This window comes from Photobacterium sp. SP02, from assembly GCF_038519165.1.
GTDB classification, from domain to species: domain Bacteria; phylum Pseudomonadota; class Gammaproteobacteria; order Enterobacterales; family Vibrionaceae; genus Photobacterium; species Photobacterium halotolerans.
In genome coordinates this window covers 70,280-82,900 of sequence record NZ_JASJOJ010000001.1, presented here as the reverse complement: position 1 = coordinate 82,900, position 12,621 = coordinate 70,280, and the positions used below count along the sequence as shown (strand labels likewise).

Below are 12,621 nucleotides of genomic sequence, written 5' to 3'. Positions count from 1 at the left end.
GCAATTATAGAGTTTTAATACTGATCTGCTCTGCCACAGGTTGCCCATGCCAATAGAGTCGACTGGCTACGCGCCCGGCTAACTCTATATAAGCCTGAGCCTGCTCACTGTCAGGTGATGACGCCACTGTCGGTGTGCCTTGGTCAATATCCTGACGAATCTGAATATGCAGTGGCACCTGAGCCAGCAAAGGAATCGCGTAGTCCCGCGCCATTCTCTCCGCCCCTCCGGCACCAAAAATCGCCTCATGGTGACCGCAGGCGCTGCAGATGTGGTAGCTCATGTTTTCCACCACGCCGAGTACGGGCACATGCACTTTACTGAACATATTTACCCCCTTGATGGCATCAGCCAGGGCCAGATCCTGCGGGGTGGTGATCACCACAGCCCCGGTGACAGGCATCTGTTGCGCCATGGTCAGCTGGATATCTCCCGTGCCGGGCGGCATATCCACCACCAGATAATCCAGCTCCGGCCACAGGGTTTCATTCATAATCTGCGACAGGGCTTTCGAAGCCATCGGGCCGCGCCACACAGTGGCATTATCGGCCGGCACCAGGTAGCCGACAGAATTGGTATACAGGCCATGCGCCAGCACCGGGGACATCATTTTTCCGTCCGGTGAGGACGGTTTTTCATCTGCCGCGCCCAGCATCATAGGCACAGATGGCCCATAAATATCGGCATCCAGCAGTCCGACCCGGGCGCCCAGCGCCTGTAATCCCAGCGCCAGATTCACGGCTGTCGTCGACTTGCCTACGCCGCCTTTGGCCGAACTGACGACCAGCAGATTCTTAACGCCTTTCAATAGCGGCTTGTCATTGGCGGCCAAAGGCGCGACCCGCACTTTGACACTGACGTTCAGATCAGTGGCAATCTGCTGAGCCTGCTGTTCAGCAATCCAGTCTGTTAAAGCATCGGCCACAGACGAAGCGGCAAAAGGCAGCGTGATGTGCACTTCCTGATCACCTTGCCAGTGGACGAGGCCGGAAGTATCCGCCCACTCATGCACCAGCCAGGGATGTGTAAACTGATTTAACCAGTCACACAATGCCGCTTTATCGGCAAAAGGACTGTTGGGATTATTCACCATGAGAAAGACCTGCTTTATTCGTTGTAATACGCTGTTTTTATCCTATCACTTTGCGCCTGAAACCGCTCTAATTGTCAGTGATTACGGCTATGAATCAGGCCTGCCTTGGGGTACTATTCAAGGCTTATTATCTTTTTTACCCATCATGAGCGAATAGAGAAATATGGCTGCAAACCCAAGAAAAATTCTGGTGACCTGCGCCCTGCCGTACGCTAACGGTTCTATCCACCTTGGCCACATGCTTGAGCATATCCAGGCGGATATCTGGGTGCGCTATCAGCGCCTTCGCGGCAACGAAGTTCATTTCATCTGTGCAGACGACGCGCACGGTACGCCAATTATGCTTAAGGCCCAACAGATGGGGATGGAGCCTGAGCAAATGATTGCCGAAGTGAGCAAAGAGCACCAGGCGGATTTTGCTGGCTTCGATATCAGCTTTGATAACTACCACAGCACGCATTCTGAAGAGAACCGCGAGCTGTCTTCTTTCATCTATAACGAACTCAAGAAAAACGGCTTTATTACCAGCCGCACCATTTCTCAGCTGTTCGATCCAGAGAAAGAAATGTTTCTGCCGGACCGTTTCGTCAAAGGCACCTGCCCGAAATGTAAAGCGGACGATCAGTACGGTGATAACTGTGACAACTGTGGTGAGACCTACAGCCCGACGGATCTGATCAATCCGAAATCAGCTGTCTCTGGTGCCACCCCGGTAATGAAAGACTCAGTGCACTTCTTCTTCGACCTGCCTCAGTTTGAAAGCATGTTAAAAGCGTGGACCAAGTCCGGCGCACTGCAGGAAGAAACATCCAATAAAATGCAGGAATGGTTCGATGGCGGACTGCAGCAATGGGATATTTCCCGTGATGCGCCATACTTCGGCTTTGAGATCCCGGGCGAAACCGGCAAGTATTTCTACGTCTGGCTGGACGCGCCTATCGGTTACATGGGGTCATTCAAAAACCTGTGTGACAAGCGTGACGATCTGAACTTTGATGAGTTCTGGAACAAAGACAGCTCCACTGAGCTTTACCATTTCATCGGTAAAGACATAGTGTATTTCCACAGCCTGTTCTGGCCAGCCATGCTGGACGGTGCCGGTCTGCGCAAACCGAGCAATGTCTTTGTTCACGGCTATGTCACGGTCAACGGTGCCAAAATGTCCAAGTCTAAGGGGACATTCGTCAAAGCCAGCACCTATCTGGAACATCTGGATCCTGAGTGCCTGCGCTACTACTACGCCGCCAAACTGAACAACCGTATTGATGATCTCGACCTGAACCTGGAAGACTTCTCACAACGCGTCAACAGCGATGTCGTGAACAAGATTGTCAACCTGGCTTCCCGTAACGCAGGTTTCATTACCAAACGCTTCGACGGCAAACTGGCCGACACCTTCGCAGAACCGGCGCTGTACCAGGAATTTGTGGCGGCGTCTGACCGTATTGCCGAGTTGTACGAGAACCGTGAATTTGGTCGTGCCATCCGCGAGATCACTGCCCTGGCTGACAAAGCCAACCAGTACGTCGATGAGAAAGCACCTTGGGTTGTGGCCAAAGAAGAAGGCAAAGATGCCGAGCTGCAGTCAATCTGCTCTGTCGGTATTAACCTGTTCCGCGTGCTGATGACTTACCTCAAACCTGTGATGCCAAAACTGGCAGAGCGCGTTGAAGGCTTCCTCAATGAAACCCTGACCTGGGAGGGTATCGCACAGCCACTGACAGGCCATGAGATTGCCAAGTTCAAAGCCCTGTTCAACCGAATCGACAGCAAACACATTGAAGCGATGGTTGAGGCATCTAAAGAAGATGCCGCCGCTGAAAAAGCCGCGGTTGCCAAACCTGCTGCCGGACCTTTGGTTGAAGAACCTATTGCGGATGAAATCGAGTTCGATGACTTTGCCAAAGTGGATCTGCGTATCGCGAAAATCATCAGCTGTGAGTCTGTGCCAAAAGCGGACAAATTGCTGAAGTTCCAGCTCGATATCGGCGGCGAAACCCGTCAGGTTTTCTCTGGCATTAAGTCTGCCTATAACCCGGAAGATCTGGTCGGCAAGCTGACGGTTGTCGTTGCCAACCTCAAACCACGTAAAATGAAGTTTGGTATGTCAGAAGGCATGATTCTGGCTGCCGGCCCTGGTGGCAAAGATCTGTGGCTGCTGGAGCCTCATGACGGTGCCCAGCCTGGCATGCGTGTGATGTAAAATGGATTCACGATAAACATCTTAAAAAGGAGCGGTCGCTCCTTTTTTTTATCCTTATTTCCCCTGGTTCCGCAGGCTTCCCCACCGGCAACTCTCTCACAATCATGCTCTTCTCAGCGGCACACACGACCCGCACACTCAGCGATTGATTTCATCAAAATCGCAAAGAGCAGACGATATAACTAAAAAATGCTTGCTATATCAGTATATAAAGCAATCAAACGGTTTCTTAATTGTTAATGAATATAAGCTTTCTCTAACAATTCACTCAATAAAGTGTGATCTCATACAAGCTTTAAATCATGACATTGATTTTACATCGCGGGTTTGTAACCGGAACTGGTAATCTGCTCCGCGCTCTGAGGATCAGTAACAGAGCCACATATAATAAGGAGTGTTCTTTCATGAAAACCCAAAACAAAAAACTGTCCCTGACCGCCCGAGTCATTCTCGGTATGGTGCTGGGTATTTTGACTGGATTTATCATCCGCTCGCTTTTCGCTGACACGGCATTTGTTCAAGACTACATAGTTAACGGCCTGTTCGAAGTAGGCGGCTCCATTTTTATTGCCAGCCTGAAAATGCTGGTGGTGCCCCTCGTTTTCGTCTCACTGGTGTGCGGTACCAGCACCCTGAGCGATATCAGCACCCTTGGCCGTCTTGGCGGTAAAACGCTGGCCTTCTATCTCACCACTACGGCTGTGGCCATTACCCTTGCCCTGACCATGGGCACGCTGTTTAAGCCTGGCGAAGGCGCAGATCTGGCGGCCGCGACCTCATTTGCAGCCAAGGAAGCCCCTTCACTGGGTGAAGTGATCATTGGCATGTTCCCGACCAACCCTATCAATTCCATGGCGCAGGGCAATACGCTGCAGATCATCGTCTTTGCCATTCTGTTCGGTATTGCCATCAGTGCAGCAGGTAAAGCGGGCGAACGCATTGCTGGCGTCTTTGCCGATCTGAACGAAGTGATCATGAAGCTGGTGGCATTGCTGATGCACATCGCGCCATACGGGGTATTCTTCCTGATGGCCAAGCTGTTCACCGGCCTGGGTCTGGATGCTATCTATAACCTGATGGGCTACTTCCTGGTGCTGAGCTGTACCCTGATTCTGCATGCGGTGTTCACATACGGCCTGATGCTGAAAATGTTCTCGGGTCTGAGCCCGTTCGTTTTCTTCAAGAAGATGGAAGATGCGATCATGTTCGCCTTCTCCACCGCTTCTTCAAATGCCACCATCCCGGTGACTATGGAAACGGCGACCAAGCGCCTGGGGGTCAGCAATAAAGTGGCCTCATTCACTGTACCATTGGGCGCAACCATCAACATGGATGGCACCGCCATCATGCAGGGTGTGGCCACGGCCTTTATTGCCCAGGCATTCAATATCGAGCTGACCATGGGCGATTACATGGCCGTGATCATGACAGCAACACTGGCCTCAATCGGCACCGCCGGTGTACCAGGCGTCGGGCTGATCATGCTGGCAATGGTATTGAATCAGGTCGGTCTGCCGGTAGAAGGGATTGCGATCATCATGGGTGTTGACCGCCTGCTGGACATGATTCGCACTGCCGTCAACATCACAGGCGACAGTGTTGTCACCTGTATTGTCGGTAAATCTGAAAACGAAATGGACATCAGCCGCTTTAACGATCCAAAAGCAGGCGAAGAAGACGAAGAAGTGCACCTGCACAAAGCCTGATGCGCTGCTCTGACAGTCACTCAGTCCAGCCAATACGCCAGTCCACGACTGGCGTATTTCATTTCTGCTGCGGCACTGAAAAATGGCTTATTGCGGAAAAACCTGCTTCCAGTCCCGCTTCATATCGACAACAATCCACTGCTCTTTTTCAGCCACTGACAAGGCTTTGTCTAACTGGCCGATGGATGACTCTTTGTCGTAAGCCCACTCCCGTTCCGCGTCGGTATGATGCAACAAGAGTGACATCCGCGGACCACTGCCCGCTTTGGTCCATTGCAGCATAGCTAAGTCGCCGTCTGAGTTGCCAAAGGCAATCACGGGCCGTCGGCCGATAATTTTCTGAATATTGACCGGTTTTCCTTCTTTATCATCAATAAAGTCGATTTCAGGCAGGCGTGTTATCGCAGGCTTACCATCAATGAGTTTATATTCGGTTTTAATGCTCGAACCAAGAATCTGCTCAGGCGGAATACCGTATACCTGAGGTGCCCAGCTCCGCATAAATTCGACACCACCGCCTGAAACTATGTACGTTTTGTATCCGTTGCTGCGCAGGTAGTTCAGCAACTCCAGCATGGGCTGGTAAACCATGTCGGTGAAAGGCTTGTTCGTCACCGGGTGCTTCGCGGTTTGCATCCATTGCTCAACCGACTGGGAAAACTGCTCTGTTGTCATGTTGGCATGAGTCACCATCACCAGCTTCATCAAGCCTTCCATGCCTGACTTTTTCACCCCTTCCATATCGCCTTTGAGAATGGAAGCGAAAGGTTCTTCCGTTTTCCACTCAGGGTGTTTGTCTGCCAGGGCTTTTACCCTGTCAATCGCGTAAAACAGCTGAAAATACGCCGGTTGCTCTGCCCATAAAGTGCCATCGTTATCAAAAGTAGCAATCCGCTCAGAGGCAGGTACAAACTGCGCAGAGCTGCTGTCTGTGGTCTGTTCAACAAACTGCATCATCTGCTGTTTGGTTGCCGTGTCATTCCAGGACGGAAGCGGATCGGCGGCCGCTGAGGCGGCAGGAATAATAACGGCATTCAACAATAGCAGAAGCAAAAACCTTGTCGCTCGAATCATACAAATCCCCTTAACAGTCAGTGTGCGAGTTTTACGTGATATAAAGATTCTCATTAATATGACGCTGTAAGCTTAGATCATGCGCCGGCAATTCAGTCAGTCCATTACAGAGGCGGATACCTGCGTGCCAGCTGGCGTAGCGGCTGCAGAACCTGATACTGGCTCTGCGCTTTTGCTCTGTGCGTGATTTGCCGCCACACCGACCGTACGAGCCGGCTGTCAATCTGCTCTGACATCAGCCTTTGGCTGTCTGCGGCCCACTTCTCATCCTGAGCAAAATCAGCAAGCGCGGTCAGATGCGTCTTTTCATAGAGCCTTTGATAGATAAGCTGGCGGCATTGCGGCCAGTCCTTACGTCGGGCAGCCCGCCAGAGCAGATAACGCGATGGCAACGGGCGGCTGGCAAAATAGCGTTTGGCGAGCTGAAAGGCGAGCAAAGCCAGAGCAAACAGCACCAGCACGGCAATCAGCCAGGGCGCGTAATACTTCAGCCACGACTGCAGCGTATGTTTCACCGCAAAGGTTTTGCCCTCAAGGGTCAGGGTATTGAGCTGCTGGTTCTGGCTGTCCCACCACTGCACCTCAATCGGCGGGAAACCTATCTCGCCGCCGGCCTGCAGCACGTAGGTTTCCTGCTCAGTTCTGCTGGCCGAATACATACCGCGGTTATAGCTATCTTGCAGATCACTGGGCGAGACATAAGTCTGGTAGGCATCATCAAACAAAGGCTGAGACGGGTTCGGCAGCATGACGGCCAGCGTACTTTCTCCCTTGAGAGTGATCCGCCGCGTGATACTGTCACCGGCGCGCAGGGTATCGGCACTCTGCTGCCAGGTCTGCTCAAGCGAAGCCCCGGATGCCGCAAACCAGGGCCGCTGGCCGGTCAGCGCCGGTGAGGGTAATGATGCCGAGAAACGAAGTTCCGGCGTCATTAAGGTCGCCGCTTTATTTTGCCCTGGAGACAGCGAAACCTCGACCGTCACTGGAATCGGCTGTATGACATACTGACCCGACTGGGTCACAAAAACCGGGATCTCCCAGCTTTGATGAGACCAGGCTGTCCCTTGTTGCTGCTCAGTATAGTTCACCGCTTTCAGGCTGCGTTGCGAGGTCATGAGTCCGGGATCGGTGATCTTGCCAATCCGGGTACCGGCAGTAAACCAGGTCGAAGTCGCCAGATCGATGTGCAGGGTAACCATTTCATTCACCGCCACCTGACGAGCGTCTTTCTGACTGGCGGTCGTTAACCAGGTTTTGATCAGTACACGGTGGCTGTCACTGCTTTCTTCTGCCGCCAGTCCCCACGGCGCAGTCACTGTGAGTAGCAGGGGCAGCAGGACGAACATTAAAGCGCGGCGCATAGTTTAACGCTCCTGACTTTGTTGATACTGAATGGAAAATTTAGAGCGCAGAAACATTTTCGGATCCGCCTCTACCCGCTCCAGCCATTTGTTGGCGATATCTTCATCACCCAGCAGCTGCTCAGCGGTCAGTTTGTCCTGAATAATCGCCTGAGCATTAACCTGCTCATCCACGCCATCCGACGTCTGAGGTTCGTCCCCCAGCTCAACGGAACCCTCGTTAGCATTTTCACCGCCGGACTGACTGTCACTGAACTGGTTAATCTCTTCGATAATCCCCTCAATCACCTGCAGGTTATGCTGCATAGCGGTATTATCCGGGTAAGTCTTCATCAGTTCCTGCAATAGCTTGCGCGCCGCTACATACTCGCGCTGATGGGCCAGCGCGTTGGCGGCATTGAATTGCATCACCTCTTCACTGCTTTGCATGAAAACAGTATGCGCGGCATTAAACTGAGACGCATAATAATACGCGACCCCTTTCCAGAGCGGATCTGCAAAATGCTCAGCCGCCTTAAGATAGTCACCCCGTCGAAAATACCACTGCCCCTGCTGATCCGGGGTCAGCCAGAGATCCAGCCAGAACTGCTTCAGCCGCTCTCCGGCATCAGGCGCCGGGGGAGCGGACTTCTGGCTGGCCGGATTAACCTGATGCACACTCTCAGCATAAGCCGGCTCAGGTACTGCCAACAGAGTAACAACGGCCAGTGCAGCCACGCTCCACTGAACCAGCCAGCCCCGGCGAAACCACAGCAATATAAGCAAGAGCACAGGAATCAAAAGGTAATAACCCATATCCTGCCAGGGCTGATGGGTGCTGGCATTCAGTGCCGCATGATTTTCAACCTTGCGCTTGATCCATTCCACATCTGTGTTATCCACCGTCAGGGGATGTAAATCTGCATTGCCGATATCAACCAGCGCATTGAGGTGATTCATGCTGAGCGGCAGATCGCTGGGGCGGGTGTCATCCCCTGCCGCTAATACCAGCAACTGATGCGCATGCTGGGAAAAATAGTCATGGAGCTGGCTGATACTCTGCGCCGACACATCATTGGTGATCAGTAACACAGTGCCCGGAATATCACGGCGCTGCAATTGCTGTTCAATCAGTGAAATGGCCGATGCCGCATTTTTCCCTTCCCTGGGCATGATGTCCGGTGACAGGGCTTCCAGCATAGGTTTGAACACAGCGATATCGCGCGTCAGCGGCATCGCAACATGGGCTGTCGCAGCGTAGGCAATCAAGGCATTCTCACCCCCGGCCCGAATCGCCAGCAAATCTTCCACTTTCTGTTTGGCGCGGGTGAGCCGGTCCGGGGCGACATCCTTCTCCAGCATGGCCTGGCTGGTATCCATCAGAACAATCAGCGGAGTTTTATCTTCATGAAAAGGAGACGGCTGCTTTTTCCAGGTCGGCCCGGCACACACCAGAATCACCAGTGCCGTGGTCAGCATCAGGATCAGTAACGGTAATTGCCTGCGCCAGCCGGACCCACCGACAGTTAAGGCTTTTCGTAAGTGTTCAGGCAGAGTCCTCTGCCACTGACTGCCTGCTTCCTGGCTTTTCCACTGGACGTAGAAGAGCCAGACAAACGGCACAAACAGCAACAGCCACGCCGGCCGTATAAAACGAAACTGAGCCAGAACAAGTGCAAAGTCTGACATATCCATCATGCGGCCTCCCTCACTGTCCGGCTACGCCGCCAGGTAGCAAAACTAAAGGCCAACAGATACAGCAGGCTGACGACCATCAGCAAATAAGGGTGCAGCGAGGACTTGGGCTGATAATAGGTGCTTTGATATAACTGAGGTTCCAGTTCATTGATGGTGTCGTAAGCCTGGTTCAGCTCCTGGCTGTTCAGTGCCTGAAACGCCTTCCCGCCTGTTGTCGCCGCAACGCTATTAATTGTATCCATATCGATGGCAGTTTCGCCGACCGTCTGCGGGTCGCCCATCGCAATCATGTGGATTTTCACACTACGGGCTTTCGCCAGCTTGGCCGCATCCTCGGGGGCAACATAGCTGTCAGTATCATTGCCATCCGTCAGAACAATTGCCAGCTTCTCTTTTGGTGACTCCCCTTGCTGCAGGTTGTCTTCAAGCAAAACCTTAATCGCCAGCCCGATAGCATCCCCCATATGGGTACTCAAACCGGCCATGGGCGTTTGTGCCTCATTGAGCAATGACAGCCAAGCCTGATGATCGGCGGTAAAGGGGGCCTGCACGAAAGCGGCATCACCAAAGAGAATCAGCCCCAGCCGGTCTCCCTGACGTTTTTCGGCAAAGCTGGCAAGCACTTGCTTAGCCGCTTCCAGGCGCGACAGCTTGTCGCCGGAGGCCGAGGTGAAATCGTCGGTATTCATAGAATCGGACAGGTCTACCGCCACCATCACATCACGGCCAAATTCCTGACGTTGTTGCGGTTTGCCCAGCAACATAGGCTTGGACAACGCGATGACCACCAGCACCCAGGAGGCCGTCAGCAAGGCCCGCTGCCAGAAAGCGGGCCGCAGAATGCTGGCGCCGCGCTCCGGTTTTTCATCCAGCGCCTCAACCAGGGCATCAAAAAATGGCACCTTGATCGCCGTCCGGCGTGTTTTGTAGCCAGGCGTCAGCCAGTACACCAGCAGGGGCAGCGGCAGCAATAACAAGGCCCAAGGATATGTCAGCTCAATGTTCATCTCGCCTCCAGAGCAGCCTGGGCTGATTGGGGTTACTGTGGTGCTTCACCCAGCGGTTGGCCAGGGTCAATAGCTGTTGCGCCTGGTCATCACTGAGAGTGGCATCAGGCTGCACCAGGCTGTCCAGCCAGCACTGCCCGGCCGGAGAATCAAAACCTTCAGTCAGCGAAGCACTGGTGTCCAGATAGCGCAAAAACTGCCGGTCAAGGTGTGAAGCCAGTGAGGGCTGAACATGGGCCGCGGTCACTTTCAGCACCAGGAATAAATCACTCATGGCAGACGGAGATCTAGCCTGCTCAGTGCCCTGCTCTATCACCGCAATCGCCCTCATGGCTTCGCGACGGTAACGGTTAAAGCGATACAGGCGATACCGGTAGACAGCCCACAACAGCAAGCATACCACTAGCACAACACCCAATATCTGCCAGCCGAGCGTCTGAGGCCACCAGCTCACTGCGTCCGGCAGAGCGATTTCAGTCAAATCTTTCAGAATATAAGAGGAAGGGGGCGCAGGCTGCGTCATCATGCATTCTCCAGTGCCTGCTGGAATTGGCGGATATGGCCGCCTGAGGTATCCAGCTCAATAAATGGCAGGTGCTTCATGGCCATGATTTTGCTCAGCGTCTCCTTCCTTGCCTGATACAAGGCAGTAAGATGCCTGTCGACGGCCTGGCTTTTTTCGCCGGGTTCAATGTTCATCTGCAGATCTCCGTCTGACACCACCCAGGCTTGCCCAGAAGAAAATGACTGCTCAAGCGGGTCGCTAATCGCAATACACAGGACATGCCCGCGCCGCTGTAGATGCTGCAATTTTTGAATACAGGCCGCATTGCACTGGTAGAAATCACTGAGGATAACCACCAGCGCATTACGCTCTTTTCGCTCCATCAGCCGCGTGAGCATGGCATCAAGCTGGTTTTGCTCTGACGAAGACGAAGCCACACTCAGCGACTGGTTGACTTCACAAAGCCGGTGGAGCTGAGCCAGAAACTCTGATTGCGTGCGGGTGGGCCGCGGGTCTGTTAGCTGATCTTCCCCGAAGATGGCCAGCCCGACACGATCGTTCTTTTTGACCACAGACCAGCCAATCAAAGCTGCGATTTCTGCCGCAACAACGGATTTCATGGTATCGACAGAAGAAAAAAACATGGTGGCGCGCTGATCAACACACAAAGTGACATGATGATCTTTCTCTTCGGTATACACCCGCACATAGGGCTCACCGGTGCGCAAAGTCACCCGCCAGTCCAGCTGACGGATGTCGTCGCCTTTTCGATAGTGGCGCAACTCTTCAAAGTTCAGGCCCCGGCCGCGAAAGTTGGAGCTGTGGCGCCCGGACAAAATGCTGTGGATTTTCAACAATGAAGGCGACGACAACTGTGCAGCCTGCACCTGCAAAGCCGCCAGCCTGGCAGGCTGACAATACAAGCGTGAATCCAGCAAGAGCTCAGCCATAACCTCACTCCTACCCGATCAGCACATGATCGAGTAACACCTGGATGACATCGTTCTTTGTCACTCCGTCAGCCGCGGCGCTGTAACCCAGATTCAGCCTGTGTCCCAGTACCGGCTTCGCCATCAACCGCACATCGTCCGGCTCAACATGATCCCGTCCGGCCAGCCAGGCACAGGCACGGGCACACTTGTCCAGCGCAATCGAGGCTCGCGGGCTGGAACCGACTTCGATCCATTCACTCAGCCTGGAGTCGGGGTAACGCTCCGGGTGGCGGGTCGCCATCACCAGATTAACAATATAGCGCTCAACAACCTCAGACACATGAATATCAGCCAGCTGGTTTCTGGCATCAAGCACCAGCTGCGGGTCGATCCGCTCCTCTGCAGAGGTTTGCTCCGCTGCCATTTTGCCCTGCGACTTTTCTTCTGCGCGTACCAAACGGACTATGTCTAACTCGGCGTCATCTTCCGGGTAGTCGACGGTGACTTTCAGCATGAAACGGTCCACCTGGGCTTCCGGCAGCGGGTAAGTACCCTCCTGTTCGATCGGGTTTTGAGTCGCCAGCACAATAAAAGGCTCAGGGAGCGTTCGGCTGCTGTCTCCGACCGTGACTGTGCCTTCTGCCATGGCTTCCAGCAAAGCTGCCTGCACCTTGGCAGGCGCCCGGTTAATTTCATCAGCCAGCAGGATGTTGTTAAAAATGGGGCCGGGCTGAAAAGTCAGCTGCGGTTTACCGTCGGCATCTTCCTGGTACATGTCGGTGCCAGTCACATCCGAGGGTAAGAGATCCGGTGTGAACTGCACCCGGCCAAATCTGGCATCCATCATCCCGGCAAGCGCTTTCACCGAACGGGTTTTTGCCGTTCCCGGTAAGCCTTCCAGCAAGATATGGCCATTGGTGATCAAACCGATGACAATTGAACGGGCAACATGGCTTTGTCCGATCACGGATTGATCAATTTTTTCCAGCAGTAAATTCATTGCCTGTTGTGCAGCATTCACGTGAGTCACTCCTGTCACTTGTTATTGCTTATCGCATCCAGC

General features: G+C 53.5%; 10 protein-coding genes. 2 read left to right on the top strand and 8 right to left on the bottom strand.

The genetic code is table 11. The annotated features are described in order from the left end of the window. Nucleotides 1-4 precede the first annotated feature (4 nt). Entirely contained in the window at nt 5-1,093 is a 1,089-nt protein-coding gene (gene apbC, locus P0Y67_RS00355; protein ID WP_342390260.1) for an iron-sulfur cluster carrier protein ApbC, read from the bottom strand. Between the two features lie 163 nt (nt 1,094-1,256). Here apbC and metG point away from each other — a divergent pair, with 163 nt between their 5' ends. Next, nucleotides 1,257-3,296: a methionine--tRNA ligase gene (gene metG / locus P0Y67_RS00350; protein WP_342390259.1), complete on the top strand. Its 2,040-nt coding sequence runs from the start codon at nt 1,257-1,259 to the stop codon at nt 3,294-3,296. 404 nt (nt 3,297-3,700) lie between these two features. Beyond that, complete coding sequence (locus tag P0Y67_RS00345; RefSeq protein ID WP_342390258.1) at nt 3,701-5,002, top strand: dicarboxylate/amino acid:cation symporter; 1,302 nt, start codon at nt 3,701-3,703, stop codon at nt 5,000-5,002. An 87-nt stretch (nt 5,003-5,089) separates the two neighbouring features. Here P0Y67_RS00345 and P0Y67_RS00340 read toward each other — a convergent pair whose 3' ends face one another. The 7 genes from P0Y67_RS00340 to P0Y67_RS00310 form a co-directional block, all read right to left on the bottom strand. Further along, the gene (locus tag P0Y67_RS00340; RefSeq protein ID WP_342390257.1) at nt 5,090-6,076 is read right to left on the bottom strand and encodes an HAD family hydrolase; all 987 of its coding nucleotides are present in this window, start codon (nt 6,074-6,076) and stop codon (nt 5,090-5,092) included. Nucleotides 6,077-6,180: 104 nt separating this feature from the next. Then, nucleotides 6,181-7,437 (bottom strand): hypothetical protein, encoded by a 1,257-nt coding sequence (locus P0Y67_RS00335; RefSeq protein ID WP_342390256.1) that lies wholly within the window; start codon nt 7,435-7,437, stop codon nt 6,181-6,183. 3 nt (nt 7,438-7,440) lie between these two features. Beyond that, the gene (locus tag P0Y67_RS00330; protein ID WP_342390255.1) at nt 7,441-9,114 is read right to left on the bottom strand and encodes a vWA domain-containing protein; all 1,674 of its coding nucleotides are present in this window, start codon (nt 9,112-9,114) and stop codon (nt 7,441-7,443) included. Then, nucleotides 9,111-10,121: a vWA domain-containing protein gene (locus P0Y67_RS00325; protein ID WP_342390254.1), complete on the bottom strand. Its 1,011-nt coding sequence runs from the start codon at nt 10,119-10,121 to the stop codon at nt 9,111-9,113. The genes P0Y67_RS00330 and P0Y67_RS00325 overlap by 4 nt, the downstream gene beginning before the upstream one ends. Next, nucleotides 10,111-10,647: a DUF4381 domain-containing protein gene (locus P0Y67_RS00320; protein ID WP_027252753.1), complete on the bottom strand. Its 537-nt coding sequence runs from the start codon at nt 10,645-10,647 to the stop codon at nt 10,111-10,113. The genes P0Y67_RS00325 and P0Y67_RS00320 overlap by 11 nt, the downstream gene beginning before the upstream one ends. Continuing rightward, a complete protein-coding gene (locus P0Y67_RS00315) occupies nt 10,644-11,576 on the bottom strand; it encodes a DUF58 domain-containing protein (protein ID WP_027252754.1) in 933 nt (310 codons plus the stop codon). Before P0Y67_RS00315 ends, P0Y67_RS00320 begins: the two co-directional genes overlap by 4 nt. 10 nt (nt 11,577-11,586) lie before the next feature. Then, nucleotides 11,587-12,579: an AAA family ATPase gene (locus P0Y67_RS00310; protein WP_342390253.1), complete on the bottom strand. Its 993-nt coding sequence runs from the start codon at nt 12,577-12,579 to the stop codon at nt 11,587-11,589. Between the last annotated feature and the right edge of the window lie 42 nt (nt 12,580-12,621).

Bases quoted from the DNA above. Each gene is read 5' to 3' on its own strand.
- P0Y67_RS00315 (WP_027252754.1), bottom strand. From the start codon at position 11,576: ATGGCTGAGCTCTTGCTGGATTCACGCTTGTATTGTCAGCCTGCCAGG.
- P0Y67_RS00335 (WP_342390256.1), bottom strand. From the start codon at position 7,437: ATGCGCCGCGCTTTAATGTTCGTCCTGCTGCCCCTGCTACTCACAGTG.
- P0Y67_RS00345 (WP_342390258.1), top strand. From the start codon at position 3,701: ATGAAAACCCAAAACAAAAAACTGTCCCTGACCGCCCGAGTCATTCTC.
- P0Y67_RS00340 (WP_342390257.1), bottom strand. From the start codon at position 6,076: ATGATTCGAGCGACAAGGTTTTTGCTTCTGCTATTGTTGAATGCCGTT.
- P0Y67_RS00330 (WP_342390255.1), bottom strand. From the start codon at position 9,114: ATGATGGATATGTCAGACTTTGCACTTGTTCTGGCTCAGTTTCGTTTT.
- P0Y67_RS00320 (WP_027252753.1), bottom strand. From the start codon at position 10,647: ATGATGACGCAGCCTGCGCCCCCTTCCTCTTATATTCTGAAAGATTTG.
- metG (WP_342390259.1), top strand. From the start codon at position 1,257: ATGGCTGCAAACCCAAGAAAAATTCTGGTGACCTGCGCCCTGCCGTAC.
- P0Y67_RS00325 (WP_342390254.1), bottom strand. From the start codon at position 10,121: ATGAACATTGAGCTGACATATCCTTGGGCCTTGTTATTGCTGCCGCTG.
- apbC (WP_342390260.1), bottom strand. From the start codon at position 1,093: ATGGTGAATAATCCCAACAGTCCTTTTGCCGATAAAGCGGCATTGTGT.